Origin of the sequence: Micromonospora sp. DH13 (genome assembly GCF_020873825.1) — a bacterium.
Classification (GTDB): Bacteria; Actinomycetota; Actinomycetes; order Mycobacteriales; family Micromonosporaceae; genus Micromonospora; species Micromonospora haikouensis.
Map to the genome: position 1 here is coordinate 25,163 of NZ_JAHWGR010000006.1, position 16,038 is coordinate 41,200.

Sequence of the window (16,038 nt, forward strand, 5' to 3'; positions counted from 1 at the left end):
CCGGGCGGTCAGCTCAGGCCGGCGGGGCGTAGAGCTGGTCGATCTCGGCCCGGCTGGGCAGGGCCACGGACGCGCCCAGCCGGCGTACGCAGGCTGCGCCGGCCGCCGCCGCCCAGTGCACTGCCGCCCGCAGGTCCCGCCCCTCGCCCCAGGCCACCGCGAGCGCGGCCGTGAACGCGTCCCCGGCGGCGGTCGAGTCGACCACGTCGACCCGCACCGCCGGGACGTGCACCGGCGCGGCGTCGCGCTCGACGTACCAGGCGCCCTCGCCGCCGAGGGTCAGCACCGCGCGGGGCACCAGCGCGAGCAGGGCACCCGGATCGTCGCGCCCGGCACCGGTGAGCGTCCGCGCCTCGTTCTCGTTGACCACCAACAGGTCCACGGCGTCGAGCAGCTCGGCCGGCACATGCCGGGCGGGCGCGGCGTTGAGGATCACCCGGGTGCCGGCGGCCCGGGCGGCCAGCGCGGCCTCCGTCACCGTCGCCACCGGGATCTCCAGCTGGGCGACCAGGACGTCCGCGTCGCGTACGGCGGTCAGCTCGCCCTCGGTGAGGCCGGTGAACGCGGCGTTCGCCCCGGGGGTGACCAGGATGGCGTTCTCGCCGTCGGCGCTGACCATCACCAGGGCGACGCCGGACGCCCCGTAGACCACCCGGAGGTGGGCCGTGTCGACGCCGGCCGCCGTGATCCGGGCGCGCAGGGTCACCCCGAACGCGTCCGAGCCGATCGCGCCGAGGAAGGCGCAGGACGCCCCGGCCCGCACGGCGGCGACCGCCTGGTTGGCCCCCTTGCCGCCGGGCACCATGACGAAGTCGCTGCCGAGCACCGTCTCGCCGGGGCGGGGCAGGGCCCCGGCGGTGGCCACCAGGTCCATGTTGGCGCTGCCCACGACGGCGACGCGGGTCTGCCGCACGGTTGCCTCCCTTGCTCCGGCCGCTCCGGTTGCGCCCAACTCGCGACTCAGGCGGCGCGGGCCGTCCAGCGGGCGCCGTGCCGCTCGACCGTCAGCGGCAGGCCGAAGGTCTTGGCGAGATTGTCGGCGGTGAGGGTGTCGCCGAGCAGCCCCTGGGCCACCACGGCGCCCTCGCGCAGCAGCAACGCGTGGGTGAACCCGGGCGGGATCTCCTCGACGTGGTGGGTGACCAGGACCAGCGCCGGGGCGTCCGGGTCGTACGCCAGCTCGGCCAGCCGGGCCACCAGGTCCTCGCGCCCGCCCAGGTCGAGCCCGGCGGCGGGCTCGTCGAGCAGCAGCAGCTCGGGGTCGGTCATCAGCGCGCGGGCGATCTGCACGCGCTTGCGCTCCCCCTCGGACAGGGTGCCGAAGGGGCGGTCGGCGAGGTGCCCGACGCCGAGCTGACCGAGCAGGGCGCGGGCCCGCGCCTCGTCGCCCGGGTCGTAGCTCTCCCGCCAGCGCCCGACCACCGACCAGGCGGCGGTGACCACCACGTCGGCGACCCGTTCCTCGGCGGGCACCTGCCCGGCGAGGGCGGCGGTGGACAGGCCGATGCGCATCCGCAGCTCGTTGACGTCGGTGCGGCCGATGCGCTCCCCCAGCACGTGGGCGACGCCGGTCGTCGGGTGCAGCCGGCCGGCGGCCAGGTTCAGCAGCGTGGTCTTCCCGGCACCGTTCGGGCCCAGCACGACCCAGCGTTCGTCCAGCTCGACCCGCCAGTGCACGTCGTGCAGCAGCGCGGTGCCGGACCGGCGTACGCCGACACCGTCCAGGCTGACCACCAGATCCGCGTCCACGGGGGTGGCGGCGGGGGCGGCGCCCGGGGCGCCGGGGATCAGGTCACCAGTCACCCGCCCATCCAACCACGCACCGCCGCACCGCCCCCCACGGGCAGCGTCCACACCCTAGGGTGGGGCGCCGTGTCGTTGGTCACCGCACGGGGGAGACGCGGATGTCACACCGGGAGCACATCGGATGAGCGCGGTCATCGAGATCGAGGGGCTGCGCAAGACGTTCCACGGCCCGTACCGGAGTCGGCACGTCGCCGTGGACGGCTTCGACCTGCTGGTGGGGCGGGGTGAGATCCACGGCTTCCTCGGGCCGAACGGCTCGGGCAAGACCACCACGCTGCGCGCCCTGCTCGGCCTGGTCCGGGCCGACTCCGGCCGGATGCGGCTGTTCGGCGAGGACGTCCCGCGCGCGCAGGCGCGGGTGGCCGCCCGGGTCGGCGCGATCGTGGAGACCCCGCAGTTCTTCGGCAACTTCACCGGGCACCGCACGCTGCGGCTGCTCGCCCTGGCCGGTGGGGTGCCGACCCGGCGGGTCGACGAGGTGCTGGCACAGGTGGGGCTGCTCGACCGGGGCGAGGACGACGTGCGGGGCTACTCGCTGGGCATGCGGCAGCGGCTCGCGGTGGCCTCGGCGCTGCTCAAGGAGCCGGAGCTGCTGATCCTCGACGAGCCGGCGAACGGGCTGGACCCGGCCGGCATCCGGGAGATGCGGGACCTGATGCGGTCGCTGGCCGACGCGGGGGTGACCGTCCTGCTGTCCAGCCACATCCTCGGCGAGATCCAGCTGATCTGCGACCACGTGACGATCGTCTCGGCGGGGCGGCGGGTGGCCGCCGGCCCGGTCGCGGAGGTGCTGGCCGGCCACGACCAGCACGAGTGGCTGGTCCGCGTGCCGGAGCCCGACCGGGCGGCGGAGCTGCTGCGCGCCGCCGGCCTGGCGGTGGACGAGCGCCCCGAGCACCTGGTGGTCGGCGGGGTGTCCGACGCCGGCGAGGTCAGCCGGCTGCTCGGCGAGCAGGGGCTGTGGGTACGCGAACTGGTCCCGCTGCGGCCGGACCTGGAGAGTGTCTTCCTGGAGTTGACCGACGGCGGCGTGCGGGACGAGGAGGCGGGGGCGTGAACCTGGTCCGGGCCGAGTGGGAGCGGCTGGCCACCCGCCGCTTCGTGCGACTCATGCTGGTGCTGCTGGTGCTGGCGTTCGCGGTCACGGCGGTGACCACGCTGGTGGGTTCGCACCGGCCGTCGCCGGACGAGATCGTCGCGGCGCAGCAGTCGGCGGCGCAGCAGCGGCAGGCGCTGGAGGACACGTTCCAGCAGTGCCTGGCGGCCGTACGCGGGACGCTGCCGCCGGAGGAGGCCCAGGACTACCCGCCGAACTGCTCGGTGTTCGATCCGGGCCAGCGCGACCGGCTGCCCGTGGCCGCCGACCATCTGCAGGGGGTGTTCACCTTCGCCGACCAGGCCCGGCCGCTGCTCTACTTCCTCGTCGCGTTCCTGGTGCTGTTCGGGTTCCTGGTGGGGGCGTCGTACATCGGGGCGGACCTGTCCACCGGCGGGGTGGTGAACCTGCTGATCTGGCGGCCCCGGCGGCTCGCCGTGCTCGGCGCGAAGCTGGGCACCCTGCTGGGGGCGCTGACGCTGCTGTCGGTGCTGGCCTCGGCGGCGTACCTGGGGGTGTTCTGGCTGATCGGGCAGGGCGCCGGGCTGCCCGGGGCGACGGGCGGCGACTTCTGGCCTGGGCTGGGGCTGATCTGGCTGCGCGGGCTGGTGCTGGTGCTGCTCGCCGCGGCGGCCGGCTTCGCCCTGGCCACGCTGGGCCGGCGGACGGCCGCCGCGCTCGGCGCGGTGACCGCGTACGCGGTGGTGTGGGAGCTGGGCCTGCGGGTGGTGGTGGAGGTGGTGGGCCTGCCGCGCGGCGAGGACTGGATGCTCTCCACGTATCTCGACGCGTGGCTGACGGGCGAGGCCCGGCTCTCCGACGCGACCGCCTGTCGGGGGGTGAGCGGCTACTGCGACGGCAACTACCAGATCGGGTGGGGGCTCGGGCTGGCGGTGCTGCTGACGCTCGTCGGCGTGCTGACCATGGCGGCGTTCGGCGCGTTCCGCCGCCGCGACCTCAGCTGAGCTGCCGCAAGGCCAGGCAACACCTTGCAGCACCCCGCGCGGTGGTGAAGAATTCCTTCACATGAGCCGCGCGGGGTCAGCCCACGGTGCTGCCGAAGACCTCGTCGCGCACCGCGTCCAGGGCCGTGCGCAGGGCACCGTGCAGGATCGGCTCCTCGGTCAGCCCGGTCGGCACCACCCGGGGGCGCACCAGGGTGATCGCGGCCACCTCGTGCTGCACCCGCTCGGCGAGCGCCGCCCCGCCGGCCTGACCGACCTCGCCCGCGAGCACCACCAGTGGCGGGTCGAGCACCACGCAGGTGCTCGCCACGCCCAGGGCCAGCCGGCGGGCCAGCTCGTCGAGCAGCGGGCCGCCTGCGGTGCCGGCGGCGATGGCCGCGCGCACCGCGTCGGCCGCCGAGTCGGCGGGCAGCCCGTGCTCCCGGGCCACCGCGAGCACCGCGTCCGCCCCGGCGAGCTGCTGGAAGGCCGGCTTGGCGCGGCGCGACACGTCGCGCGGGATGGGCACGCCGGGCACCGGCAGGTAGCCGATCTCGCCGGCCGCGCCGCTGCTGCCGTGGTGCAGCCGGCCGCCGAGCATGATCGCCAGGCCGACGCCCGCGCCGACCCAGACCAGCACGAAGTCGCGGTTCTCCCGGGCCGCCCCCGACTGCGCCTCGGCCACGGCGGCCAGGTTGACGTCGTTCTCGAAGACCACCGGCGTGGCCAGGTCCTCGCGCAGCGCGGCGAGCAGGCCCCGGTGCCAGCGCGGCAGGTTGAACGCGAACGTGATGTCGCCGCTGGCCGGGTCGACCAGGCCGGGGGTGCCCAGCACCACCCGGCGCACGCTGGACAGCTCCGCGCCGGCGCCGCTCGCGGCCTGCACGACGGCGTTGTGCACCACCCCGACCGGGTCGTCGGTGTCGCGGGTGGACTGCTCCACCCGGGAGACGACCGCCCCGGTGATGTCCGCGCAGGCGGCCACGACCCGTTCGGCGCCGACGTCCACCCCGACGACGTACGCCGAGCCCGGCCGGACGGCGTACAGCTGGGCGTTCGGGCCCCGCCCGCCGGCCTGCTCGCCCACCCGGGCGACCAGGCCGCGTTCCTCCAGCCGCTCGACGAGCTGGGAGGCGGTGACCTTGGACAGCCCGGTCAGCTCGCCGAGCCGGGCCCGGGTCAGCGGCCCCTGCTCCAGCAGCAGCTCCAGCGCCGCGCGGTCGTTGAGCGCCCGCAACAGGCGGGGGGTGCCGGGCAGCCGGGTCGCACTCATGCCACGTCCTCAATTTTTCGTAAACTTTGCTAACCAAACCGACACGCGGGTGACCGTAGCGTAACGGCCACCCCGAACCTGGGTACTCGGACGACCCGGCACCGGCCGACGCCTCCGGTACGACGACCGTGCCCGACCGGGCACGGCAGAGGGGAGACCTCCGTGGGGACCGATCCTGGACTGCGCCGGCTCGCGCTGGGCACGCTGCTCGCCGCGTACCCGGGGCCGGTCCCGCCCGGCTGGGCCGTCGACCTGGTCGCCGAAGGGCTCGCCGGGCACACCCTGTTCGGCACGAACGTGCACGACCCGGCCCAGGTGGCGGCGAGCACGGCCGCGCTGCGCGCCGCCCGCCCCGACGTGCTGGTCGCGATCGACGAGGAGGGCGGGGACGTGACCCGCCTCGCCCACGCGACCGGCAGCCCGTACCCGGGCAACGCCGCCCTCGGCGCGGTCGACGACCCGGCGCTGACCGGGCGGGTGTACGCGGCGATCGGCGCCGAGCTGGCCGCCCTGGGGATCACCGTTGACCTCGCCCCGACCGTGGACGTGAACACCGCCGACGAGAACCCGGTGATCGGCACCCGCTCGTTCGGCGCGGACCCGGCCCGGGTGGCCGCCCACTCGGCCGCCGCCGTCGCCGGCCTCCAGTCGACCGGCGTGGCCGCCTGCGCCAAGCACTTCCCCGGCCACGGCGCGACGGTCGCCGACAGCCACCACGAGCTGCCCACCGTGGAGGCGTCCCCGGCGGTGCTGCGCGAGCGCGACCTGCCCCCGTTCGCGGCGGTCGTCGACGCCGGCGTCAAGTCGATCATGACCGCGCACATCCGGGTGCCCGCGCTCACCGGCGACGGCCCGGCCACCTTCAGCCGCGCGGTCCTGGTCGACCTGCTCCGCCGTGAGCTGGGCTTCACCGGGGCGGTGATCACCGACGCGCTGGAGATGAAGGGCGCGGCGCTGGCCGCCGGCGGCGTCGGCCCGGCCGCCGTCCTGGCGCTCGCCGCCGGGGCGGACCTGCTCTGCATCGGCGCGCGGGTCGACGCCGGCCTGGTCGAGCGGGTCGCCGCCGAGATCGTCGCCGCGCTCGGCGACGGCCGGCTCGACCGGGCCCGGGTCGAACAGGCCGCCGGCCGGGCCGCCGCGCTCGCCGCCGGAACGCGGGCCGCCGCGCTCGCCGCCGGGACCCGCGCCGCCGGCCCGTCGCCAATCACCCCCACCGACCTGGGGTACGCCGCCGCGCAGCGCGCCGTCCGCGTGGAGGGCGACGTCGCCGGGCTGGGCCGGCCCCTCGTCGTGCGGCTGGACGCCGCGACCACCATCGCGCAGGGGCGGGTGCCGTGGGGCCTCGGCCCGCACCTGACCGGGGCGGAGGAGATCCGGGTGGTGGCCGCCGAGGCGGATGCGGATGCGCTGCGCGCCCGCGCCGGGGAGCGGCCGATCGTGCTGGTCGGCCGGCACCTGCACCGGCTGCCGGGCGGCGCGGCACTGGTGGACGCGCTGACCGCCGTGCACCCGGTGGTCGTGGTCGAGATGGGCTGGCCGGGGCGGTGGCGGCCGGCGGGTGCCCGCGCGTTCGTCACCACGTACGGCGCGAGCCACGCCAACGGGCGCGCCGCGGCACAGGCCCTCGGCCTGACCCCCTGACCGAGCCACCGCCGCCGGGACCAGGCGGGGGCAGGGCGGCGGCCATGATCGTCTGCTGTTCCGCGAGAGAAGCCGCGGCGTGTCGTCTCACCAACCGACAGACGATCATCGGCCCCACGGCCCGCTCTTGAACGTGTTCAAGTTGTGCCCTACGCTGAGGGCGACCTGAATTTGAACGTGTTCAAGGAAGGTGCCGGGATGGACGTCAAGGTCTGGATGTACCTGGTCTACCTCGCGGTCAGCATCGGCCTGACCGTCTGGGTGGCGCGGTCGCTGTCCCGCAACGGGCTGGTCTTCCTGGAGGAGGTCTTCGCCGACGAGCGGCTGGCCCGCGCCGTCAACAGCCTCCTGGTGGTCGGCTTCTACCTGCTCAACCTCGGCTACGTGACGGTGGCGATGCGGCACCGCGACCCGGTCACCGGCACCAGCCAGGCGATGGAGGAGCTGTCCCTGAAGGTGGGGCTGGTGCTGCTGGTGCTCGGCGCGCTGCACTTCTTCAACGTGTTCGCGCTCGGCCGCTACCGCCGGGGCCGGCTGCGCCAGCTCGCCACGCACCCCCCGGTGGCACCCGTCGCCCGGCTCGCCCCGCCGCCCGCCCAGCCGGGCCCGCACGCGCCACACGCGCCACACATGCCGCACCCCGCCGGCCCGCACGCGCCACACGCGCCGCACCCCGCCAGCCCGCACGTGCCGCAGCCTGCCGGCCCGCACCCCGCCGGGCCCCCGGCCGCCCCGCACGGTGGCGCGACGGGGGCCGGCCCGGTCCCGCCGGCCCGATGAGCGGACACTCTCCCGTTCCGGCGGGCGACGCCGGTCCCACCGCACACGGGGGCGGTGGGATCGGCGGCCTCACCGTCCTCTACGACGCGCACTGCCCGCTGTGCCGGGCCGCCCGGCGCTGGCTGGCCACGCGCGCCCAGCTCGTACCCCTGGAGTTCGTGCCGGCCGGGTCGGTCGAGGCCCGACGGCGCTTCCCCGGCCTCGACCACGACGCCACGCTGCGCGACCTGACCGTGGTGGCCGACACCGGCGAGGTGTACGCGGGCGACGGGGCCTGGTTCGCCTGCCTGTGGGCGCTGGCGGACCACCGGGCCACGGCCGAACGGCTGGCCCGGCCGCACCTCATGCCGCTGGCCCGACGGGTGGTGGCCGCCGCCTCGTCGGTCCGCGGGCTGGTCCGCGAAGAGTGGGACGGATCGGTCGGCCCCGACCCGGGATACGGTGGCGACGATGACCGAGCAGACTGCGCCGACGACCGCTGCGGGCGAGGCGGCGACCGTCCGGGGTGAGCAGACGCGGCGGCTGATCCTGGACACCGCGCTGCGGATGTTCCGTGAACGCGGCTACGCCCGCACCACCATGCGGGCCATCGCCCAGGAGGCGGGCGTCGCGGTCGGCAACGCGTACTACTACTTCGGCTCCAAGGACCACCTGATCCAGGAGTTCTACGCGGGCACGCAGGTGGAGCACCGGGCCGCCGCGGCGGCGGTGCTGGCGCGGGAGACCGAGTTCGGGCAACGGCTGGCCGGGGTGCTGCACGCCGGCATCGACGTGCTCACCCCGTACCACGAGTTCGCCGGGACGTTCTTCAAGACCGCGGCCGAGCCGACGTCGCCGCTGAGCCCGTTCTCCGCCGAGTCCGCCGCGCCCCGGCAGGCGTCGGTGGCGCTGTTCCGCGAGGTGCTCGACGGCTCGACCGCGAAGGTCGACCCCGAGCTGCGCCCGGAGCTGCCCGAGCTGCTCTGGCTGGCGTACCTGGGGGTGATCCTCTACTGGGTGCACGACCGCTCCCCCGGGCAGGCGAAGACCCGGCAGCTCGTCGACGGGGCGGTGCCGCTGGTCGACCGCCTCGTCGGTCTGTCCCGGCTGCGGGTGCTGCGGCCGGCCACCCGCCAGGCGATCAGCCTGATCCGCACGCTGCGTCACTGACGCGCGATCCGGCACCACACCAAGTCGCAGGTCAAGTCCACTAGACGACACCGCCGACCCGCCGGCTACCCTTGCCCACCGCCGATCTCATTACGTAGCGTCATGGGCGGGACGGCGGCCGGCGGGAGCGACCGGTCGCGCCGAGGGAGGACCTGGGGGGAGGCCGCGCGGAACGTTGTAACCGGCCCGGATCCCCGGTCCCCGCCCCGCGCACGGGGGATAGACCCCGTACGACCGCCAGCCCCGGTCGGGGAAGCCGGCGGCCTCCGCCACCCGCGCCGACGCGCCGTTGGCCGGGTCGTGCCGGTACGTCGGCACGGCCCCCTCGTCGAGCACCCGCCGGGCGGCCTGGGCCACCAGCCGCCGGGCCAGCCCCCGGCCCCGGGCGGCCCGCACGGTGCCGACGGCCAGCTCGTGGCCGTGCGCGTCGTGCCGCTTGATCGCCACGCCCGCCAGGTACCGCCCGTCGGCGTCCCGCACCACCAGCACCTCGCGGTCGAACAGCCCCAGCCACCGGGGCAGCCCCGGCTCGGTCGGCGCGATCCACTCCCCCACCTCCGGCAGCGGGGCCGGTGCCAGGGTCCACCGGAACACGTCGTCGTTGGACACCCAGCGGGGATGCGCGACGGCGACCGGCAGGCCGGCGAGCAACCGCCGCTGCGACCGGGCGGCGAGCGCCCGGACCTCCGGGACGTGCCGGGGCGCGACCGAGAGCACCGTGCCGCGCCCGTCGCCGACCGCGATCGCCGGGCGGAGCCGGCCGTCCCAGGCGGGCAGGTCACGCCGGTACGAACCGACCACGTGCAGCCCCGGGCCCGGCGGCCACTGCCCGAGCCAGGTCACCAGGTGCAGGTACAGCCGCCGGTCGCCCACCGGTCGCCTCCCTCCGCAGCGCCCGCCGGGGGGCGCCGCCATGATCACGGTACGCCGGTGGGCTCGCGATGGTGCGCGGGTTGGTTGAGGCCCGGGGCGGACGGGTAGACGTCGGGCGGACCCGCCGCCGGCCGACGGTGCGTCGTCACGCCGCCGACGGCGGGAACCCGAGGCGCTTTGACCACGTCATATCTATTTCCATACATGTACAACTTTATTTGGGACGGTATGGTCATGCCGAAACTGCCTGAGGACCGACACGAGCAGGACGCCGAGCGGCGCTGGCGGGGTGCGCGCGGGTGGTTCCCGGCACAGCCGGCGTACCGGGAGGCGCGCAACGTGCGCGGCGTGCGGCCGGCGCTGTCCTGGGCGGAGCTGAACCGGCTGCCGGCCGGCCTCTCCACCCGGCGCGGCCTCACGGCCCGCTGACCCGCCCCGGACCGACGCGGGCCGGGAGGGCTCAGAGCTGGGCGGCGATGGCCTTCGCGCTGTCCACGTCCGGGCCGGGCAGCGGGACGAAGACCGTCCGCCGGTAGTATTCCAGCTCGCGGATGCTCTCCCGGATGTCGGCCAGCGCCCGGTGGGCCAGCCCCTTCTTGGGCTGCCCGAAGTAGACCCGCGGATACCAGCGCCGGCACAGTTCCTTGATGGAGGAGACGTCGATCATCCGGTAGTGCAGGTGGGCGTCGAGGCGCGGCATGTCCCGGGCGATGAAGCCCCGGTCGGTGGCGATCGAGTTGCCGCACAGCGGCGCGGAGCGGGCGTCCTTCACGTGGCTGGTGACGTAGTCGAGCACCAGGTCCTCGGCCTCGGCGAGGGTCACGGTGGAGCGCCGGACCTCCTCGGTCAGCCCGGACTTGCCGTGCATGGTCCGGACGATCTCCGGCATCGCCGCCAGCGCCGCCTCGTCGGCGTGGATCACCACGTCGACCCCGTCGCCGAGCACGTTGAGGTCGGGATCGGTGACCAGCGCGGCGACCTCGATCAGGGCGTCCCTGCCGAGGTCCAGCCCGGTCATCTCACAGTCGATCCAGACGAGAAGATCAGCCACGGGCACAGCCTACGCGCAGCCCGCACCCTCGCGCCTCGGCACCGTACGCGGGATGGACCGCTAGGGTTTCCCCGTGCCAGCTGAACCGATCGCGCCACCCTCCGTGACCGTCGCCGAACCGGGCGGCCGCCGGGTCCGCCGGCTGGTCACGGTGCTGGCGCTGGCGGCCGTGCTGCCGGCGCTGTACCTGCCGGGCCTGAAGCACGACTTCCTCGACCTCAAGATCTACATGCGGGCGATGGACTGGTGGGCCGCCGGCCACCCGCTCTACGACTACGTGCAGCCGGACCGGGTGCAGGGCGAGCTGTACTTCACCTACCCGCCGGTGAGCGCGCTGCTGCTGCGCCCGTTCGCGCTGCTGCCGCTGGGGCTGACGATCGCGGTCTTCACGGTGCTCACCGTGCTCGGCGTGGTGGCGACCACGCGGTGGCTGCTCGCCCCGGTCATCGCCCGGCACGGGCTGCCCCGGGTGTTCACCGTCACCGTCGGGGTGCTGCTGGTCTTCGCCGTGGAGAGCACCCGGGAGACGATCACCTTCGGCCAGATCAACATGCTGCTGGTCGTGCTGATCCTGGCCGACCTGCTCTTCGCCGTGCCGCAGGGGCGGCGCTGGGCGGGCGTGGGCGTCGGGCTGGCCACCGCGCTGAAGCTCTATCCCGGCATCTTCATCGTCTACCTCCTGGCCACCCGGCGGTGGCGGGACGCGGCCGTGGCCTCGGCGACCGCCGCCGGCGCCACGCTGCTCGCCGCGGCCGTGGCGCCGGCGGACTCGTGGCGGTTCTTCACCCACGAACTGTGGGCGACCGACCGGGTCGGACGCACCGACTACACCGGCAACCAGTCGCTGTTCGGTCTGCTCAGCCGGCTCACCGCGCCCGCCGAGCCGAGCCGGGTGCTGTGGCTGGCGCTGGCCCTGCTGGTCGCCGGGTACGGGCTGTGGCGGGCCGCCCGCGCCGGGGACGCGCTGACCGGCCTGACGCTGACCGGCCTGGTCGGGGCGCTGGTCAGCCCGATCACCTGGACCCACCACATCTACTGGTTCGTGCCGGCGGTGGTGCTGCTGGCCGACGCGGCGCTCGGCGCGGACCCGACGACGCCGGCCGGGGCGCGGCGGCGACGGTGGCTGGCCGGCCTGGCCGTCGGCACCGGCGCGCTGATCGTCTACGGGGTGGTGTCGTTCCACGACTGGGGGGTGGCCCCGGTGCCCACCGACTCGCCCGGTGAGTTCCTGGCGCGCAACACGTACGTGCTGCTGAGCCTGCTGCTGGTGGTGGCCCTGCCCGTCGCGCGCCCCGCCCCGGTGTCCGCCCACCAGGGCGAAAAATCGCGCCAAATGGACACTTCTCCCGAGTAGCGTCGTTACCGGTTAATCTTACCCATACCTCGGGCATCCCCCGTGGCACCGATCCCCCGGTGCAGGCGGCCCTCCGTGTCGGCAGCACGGAGGGCCGCTCGCCTGCCGCGCAAGGAGGGGCCCCCTGTTAACGCATTCGGTAGAGAGGGGTCCCCTTCTCACCGGCCCGGGGGCAGATCTGGGCGGAGCTGGCCACCGGGTGCCGATCAGGGATGCTGGCGGCGGGCGCCGGGCGCGGCGGGGCGGATACGGCGGGGCTCGATGCGGCGCGGCTCGACGCGTACCGGACGGGTGGTGGCCTCCGGCGCGGCCGGCGGCCAGGCCGGCGACGCCGGGCGGGCCGGCGAACCGGGCGGGAAGGGCGGCGGGGTCAGGTCGGCGAGGGTGACCGGGCGGCGGGCCGGGGCCGGCCCCAGCGCGGGGCGGGGCCGCTCGGCCGACGCACCCACCGCGACCAGTTGCCGGTCGGCGACGACGGCCGGGGCCGGCACGGGGCGCGCGCCCAGCCCGCTGAGCGAGGTCACCCCGAGCCGGTCGGCGAGCACCGGGACCTGGTCGGGCTCGACCACGAAGACCACCTCGCGCGGTCGCGCCGGGCGCAGCAGCAGCGCGGCGGACGCCACCAGCAGGACGCCGAGGACGCCCAGCAGCCAGGCTGCCGCCGGAAACCAGTCGGCGCTCGCGCGCGCCTGGAGGGCGACCACCCCGAATCCCACGGTGAACCCGCCGGCGGCGTCGGAGTGCCGGGACAGGACGCCGAGCACACCCGCGGCCAGTAGCGCCGGGAGACCGATGGTGAGCAGCAGCATGCCGGCGAGCGCGCGAGCGATCCGCATCCGTGTCGTTCCCTTCCGTGGCCTGAGTACCCGGCCGACCTTACCGGCGCAAAAGGCGCAATCGGCCCGATATCAGCAGCAACGGCGTACGACGGGGGCCGGAAACGGGCCGGCCCGCCGGGTGGACCGGCGGGCCGACGGGCGAGGGCTCCCGGGTCAGCTCGTCGCGGCCGGGCCCCGCCGGGTGCGGGCGAACGCGAGCCCGCCGAGGACCAGCCCGGCCAGCCCGGCGACCAGCCCCGCGACGCCGAACGCGAGGCCCGCCCCGCCCTCGGAGTCGTCATCGTCGTCCGCCGCCGCCGCGGGCGCCGCCGGGGCCGGGGCACCCTCCGTCGGGGCGGCAGCGGTCAGGGTGAGCACCGGGGCCGGGTTCTCCGGCTCCTCCGCCCCGGCGGTCGGCTCCTCGATCCAGCGCACCACCGTGCCGTCGGAGTAGGTCTGGAGCGCCTTGAACACCATCGTGTCCACCTGCGGCAGCGGCCCCATCGACACCGGGAACTCCTGGAACTGGCCCGGCTTCACCGCCGCGTCCCCGGTCGCCGTCCAGGTGATCTTCGCCACCGCCTCGGTGACCTCGCTGCCGTGCACCTGCACCGGCGGGTCGACCTTGCGCTTCTCCACCGCCACCGTCCAGCCCGGCACCGGCATCGTCGACACCGAGCCGACCGGCGCGTTCTCCGGCAGCACCACCTCGACCTTGGTCGTCGAGGCCTCGTCGCCCTCGTTCGGCACCCGGAACGCGAACCGGCCGTAGCCGCCCTGCGTCGCCTCCTTCGGGTTGACCGAGACGTGTGCCGAGGCGGGCGCGGCCACGCCGAGCACGACGGCGGCGACGGCACCGAGGGCCAGGGCGGCGGCGGTTACGGAACGCCGGTGACGGAGCATGGGAATACCTTTCGTTAACGGATCGGCACGGTGGCGCTCACCGTGGCCTGGTCGATGTCCGAGATGCGGACGGTGAAGCGGAACTGCCACTCCCCCGAGGCGGGCAGGTTGATCTCCCCGGACGCGTGGTTGTCGGTCAGCGGCAGCAGCGGGATGTCGATCGGCTCGATGCCCGCCGACGGCAGCGCGGCGGTCGCCTTCCACTCGGCCACCGGCTGCGGCCGGTTGTCCGACGTGTACGCGTACAGGTGCATCGAGTTGTTGCCCCGCCCGGCCGGGTCCAGCTCCACCTGGAGCGAGTAGATCGGGCTGGACAGCGTGGTGGTGAAGAAGGTGTCCGGCGTACCGGCCACCTCGGCGGCGCTGCGGGCCGGCGGGGTCTGCACCAGGGTCGCCGTCACGCCGAGCACCACGGCCGTGATCGCCAGCTCGACCCAGACCGCCCGGCGCACCGGGGCCGGGTGGGCCGCGGCGGTGCGCCGGCGCACCAGCGCCCGGGAATACGCGGCCACGCCGATCACCAGCGCGAACAGCGCGATCTTGGCCAGCACCAGCCGCCCGTACGTGGTGTCGACCAGGGCCGACGGGGTGGCCACCTCGATCAGCGCCTGCACGGTGCCGGCGAGCAGCAGCGCCGCGACCGACAGCGCCGCCCAGCGCGACCAGACGGGCAGGATCGCGCCCAGCTCCCGCTCGTCGGCCAGGCGCAGCAGGAAGCCGCCGAGCATCACCAGCCCGCCCAGCCACACGGCCATGCTGCCCAGGTGCACCGCGTCGACCACCACCGACACCGCCGGTGCGGGCGAGGCCGCCGGGTGCCCGGCCAGCGGCCAGGTGAACAGCGCCGCGCCGCCGAGGACCGCCAGGATGATCGCGTCGGTGCGCCCCACCGGCCCGGCGAAGAGCGGGCGGAGCAGGAACGCCGCCGCCGCGAGCAGGCCGAGCCGGACCAGGTGCGTCGTGCCGTACGTGCCGCCGAGCACGTCGCCGAAGCCCGCGCCGGTCACGTCGAACAGCCCGCCGCCGGCGGTGTAGGGCACCTGGAGCCACAGCTCGGCCAGCGTGGCGAACGCCAGCACGCCGAGCCCCACCCAGGCGAGCCGGGCCGGGCCACGGCGGTCGAGCCGGCGCGGCCACAGCGCGCCGAGCACCAGCGCGGGGCCGACCAGCAGGAGCAGACCGGCGTAGCCCAGGTATTTGGCGACCTTGACGCCGGTCTCCACCACCGGGTCGGCACGGGTGTCCGACCCGCTGTCCGTCGGCGGGGTCGACGGCGCGCCCACCGACCAGGTGAACGCGCCGGAAATCGGGTGGTTGTCCGCCGAGATCACCCGGTAGCTGATCAGGTACGTCCCGCGCCCCGCCGACGGGTCCACCGGGATGGTCACCACCGTGTCGGAGAACGACGGCTCGCCCCGGTCGGCCCGCGCCCCGTCCGGGGCGATCACCCGGATCTTCCCGGCCACCTTGCGCACCGGCTCGCTGAACGTCAGCACCACCTCGGACGGCGCGCTCGGCACCACGGCGGAGGCGGCCGGGCTGCTGCTCACCAGCACGGCGTGGGCGCTCGCGGGGGTGGCGGGGGCCAGCAGCAGGGCGACGACGGTGACGAGCAGGCCGGCGAGCGCGCCGAGGCGCGCGAGCCGGCGGGGGGGCCGGAGAGTGGCAGCAGTCATGCCGGCCATGCTCGCCGATGAACCGGCCGATCGGCGAGCCCCAGCGGGCGGTTCGGCTCGCCGCCGGCGCGCCCCAGGGCCCACAGCAGGCCCGCCTGCACGACGGCCGCCAGGTGTCCGGCCTCGTGCACCAGGGCGGTGGTCGAGTTGGCGATGTCCAGCGCGCTGGTGGCCGCCAGGCAGAGCGCCAGCACCAGGGCCACCGGCAGGAAGGCCCGGGCCCGCTCCGGCCGCCACGCCGCGAGGGCGAAGCCCACCGCGAGCGCCACGTCGAACGAGGCCATCTCGCGGCCGGTGTGCGCGTCCGCGCCCACCCCGAAGCCGCCGACCAGGACGGGCAGCGCCACGGCGAGCTGGGCGACCGCGGCCACCGCCACGGCCACCCGCAGGAGCTGGCGTCGGGCGCGCACGGTCGCGGCGGCGGCAGCCCGTGCCGTGGCCCGCTCGGCGGCGACCGCCGCCAGCACGGACGCGGTGAGGTCGGGCACCCGCACCGGGCGCAGCCGGGTGAGCCGGGTCACCTGCTCGGCGCTGGCCAGCCAGGACCGGCAGTCGGGGCAGGAGCCGGTGTGTGCGTCCAGCGCCGCCGGCGACGCCTGTGGGTCCTCGCCGTCGAGCCGCGCCGACAGTGCCACGCGGACGTCGTCGCAAGTCATAGGAGGGTGGTCGGGCGG

The 16,038-nt window shown here is 75.7% G+C and carries 16 protein-coding genes and 1 pseudogene; 8 read left to right on the plus strand and 9 right to left on the minus strand.

What is annotated here, in order from left to right:
• Window positions 1–13: 13 nt before the first annotated feature.
• Both LPA42_RS07765 and LPA42_RS07770 read right to left on the minus strand, forming a co-directional pair.
• Window positions 14–913 (minus strand): ribokinase, encoded by a 900-nt coding sequence (locus LPA42_RS07765; protein WP_077936533.1) that lies wholly within the window; start codon window positions 911–913, stop codon window positions 14–16.
• A 47-nt stretch (window positions 914–960) separates the two neighbouring features.
• On the minus strand, window positions 961–1,803 hold the full coding sequence (locus LPA42_RS07770; RefSeq protein WP_077936532.1) for an ABC transporter ATP-binding protein: 843 nt from the start codon (window positions 1,801–1,803) through the stop codon (window positions 961–963).
• A 124-nt stretch (window positions 1,804–1,927) separates the two neighbouring features.
• Between LPA42_RS07770 and LPA42_RS07775 the strand changes: the two genes are divergently transcribed.
• Both LPA42_RS07775 and LPA42_RS07780 read left to right on the plus strand, forming a co-directional pair.
• Window positions 1,928–2,863, plus strand: a complete 936-nt coding sequence (locus LPA42_RS07775; RefSeq protein WP_077936531.1) for an ABC transporter ATP-binding protein — start codon at window positions 1,928–1,930, stop codon at window positions 2,861–2,863.
• A complete protein-coding gene (locus LPA42_RS07780; protein WP_077936530.1) occupies window positions 2,860–3,867 on the plus strand; it encodes an ABC transporter permease subunit in 1,008 nt (335 codons plus the stop codon). The genes LPA42_RS07775 and LPA42_RS07780 overlap by 4 nt, the downstream gene beginning before the upstream one ends.
• Before the next feature lie 76 nt (window positions 3,868–3,943).
• On the opposite strand, the gene LPA42_RS07785 is transcribed toward LPA42_RS07780, so the two are convergent.
• Window positions 3,944–5,119, minus strand: a complete 1,176-nt coding sequence (locus tag LPA42_RS07785) for an ROK family transcriptional regulator (RefSeq protein ID WP_043962217.1) — start codon at window positions 5,117–5,119, stop codon at window positions 3,944–3,946.
• A 162-nt stretch (window positions 5,120–5,281) separates the two neighbouring features.
• Between LPA42_RS07785 and LPA42_RS07790 the strand changes: the two genes are divergently transcribed.
• From LPA42_RS07790 to LPA42_RS07805, 4 genes are all read left to right on the plus strand, one after another.
• Complete coding sequence (locus LPA42_RS07790) at window positions 5,282–6,760, plus strand: glycoside hydrolase family 3 N-terminal domain-containing protein (protein WP_077936529.1); 1,479 nt, start codon at window positions 5,282–5,284, stop codon at window positions 6,758–6,760.
• Between the two features lie 198 nt (window positions 6,761–6,958).
• A complete protein-coding gene (locus tag LPA42_RS07795; protein WP_077936528.1) occupies window positions 6,959–7,540 on the plus strand; it encodes a hypothetical protein in 582 nt (193 codons plus the stop codon).
• Window positions 7,537–8,049, plus strand: a complete 513-nt coding sequence (locus tag LPA42_RS07800) for a thiol-disulfide oxidoreductase DCC family protein (protein ID WP_077936527.1) — start codon at window positions 7,537–7,539, stop codon at window positions 8,047–8,049. Before LPA42_RS07795 ends, LPA42_RS07800 begins: the two co-directional genes overlap by 4 nt.
• Window positions 7,991–8,689 carry a TetR family transcriptional regulator gene (locus LPA42_RS07805; protein ID WP_077936526.1) on the plus strand — a complete coding sequence of 233 codons (699 nt, stop codon included), beginning with the start codon at window positions 7,991–7,993 and terminating at the stop codon, window positions 8,687–8,689. The genes LPA42_RS07800 and LPA42_RS07805 overlap by 59 nt, the downstream gene beginning before the upstream one ends.
• A gap of 216 nt (window positions 8,690–8,905) precedes the next feature.
• Here LPA42_RS07805 and LPA42_RS07810 read toward each other — a convergent pair.
• Window positions 8,906–9,562, minus strand: a pseudogene (locus tag LPA42_RS07810) (GNAT family N-acetyltransferase); the annotation flags it as partial.
• 234 nt (window positions 9,563–9,796) lie between these two features.
• Between LPA42_RS07810 and LPA42_RS07815 the strand changes: the two are divergent.
• Window positions 9,797–9,991 (plus strand): DNA repair protein, encoded by a 195-nt coding sequence (locus LPA42_RS07815; RefSeq protein WP_077936536.1) that lies wholly within the window; start codon window positions 9,797–9,799, stop codon window positions 9,989–9,991.
• A gap of 31 nt (window positions 9,992–10,022) precedes the next feature.
• Here the strand turns inward: LPA42_RS07815 and orn are convergent, their stop codons facing one another.
• Window positions 10,023–10,619: an oligoribonuclease gene (orn, locus tag LPA42_RS07820; protein WP_077936524.1), complete on the minus strand. Its 597-nt coding sequence runs from the start codon at window positions 10,617–10,619 to the stop codon at window positions 10,023–10,025.
• A 67-nt stretch (window positions 10,620–10,686) separates the two neighbouring features.
• Here orn and LPA42_RS07825 point away from each other — a divergent pair, with 67 nt between their 5' ends.
• Window positions 10,687–11,967 (plus strand): glycosyltransferase 87 family protein, encoded by a 1,281-nt coding sequence (locus LPA42_RS07825; protein WP_077936523.1) that lies wholly within the window; start codon window positions 10,687–10,689, stop codon window positions 11,965–11,967.
• Between the two features lie 206 nt (window positions 11,968–12,173).
• On the opposite strand, the gene LPA42_RS07830 is transcribed toward LPA42_RS07825, so the two are convergent.
• From LPA42_RS07830 to LPA42_RS07845, 4 genes are all read right to left on the minus strand, one after another.
• Complete coding sequence (locus LPA42_RS07830) at window positions 12,174–12,803, minus strand: hypothetical protein (protein ID WP_228986447.1); 630 nt, start codon at window positions 12,801–12,803, stop codon at window positions 12,174–12,176.
• Window positions 12,804–12,959: 156 nt separating this feature from the next.
• Window positions 12,960–13,688, minus strand: a complete 729-nt coding sequence (locus tag LPA42_RS07835; protein WP_077936520.1) for a YcnI family protein — start codon at window positions 13,686–13,688, stop codon at window positions 12,960–12,962.
• Window positions 13,689–13,702: 14 nt separating this feature from the next.
• Window positions 13,703–15,364: a copper resistance CopC/CopD family protein gene (locus tag LPA42_RS07840; protein WP_077936522.1), complete on the minus strand. Its 1,662-nt coding sequence runs from the start codon at window positions 15,362–15,364 to the stop codon at window positions 13,703–13,705.
• Window positions 15,361–16,020, minus strand: coding sequence for a zf-HC2 domain-containing protein (locus LPA42_RS07845; protein WP_077936519.1), 660 nt, complete (start codon window positions 16,018–16,020; stop codon window positions 15,361–15,363). Before LPA42_RS07845 ends, LPA42_RS07840 begins: the two co-directional genes overlap by 4 nt.
• Window positions 16,021–16,038 lie beyond the last annotated feature (18 nt).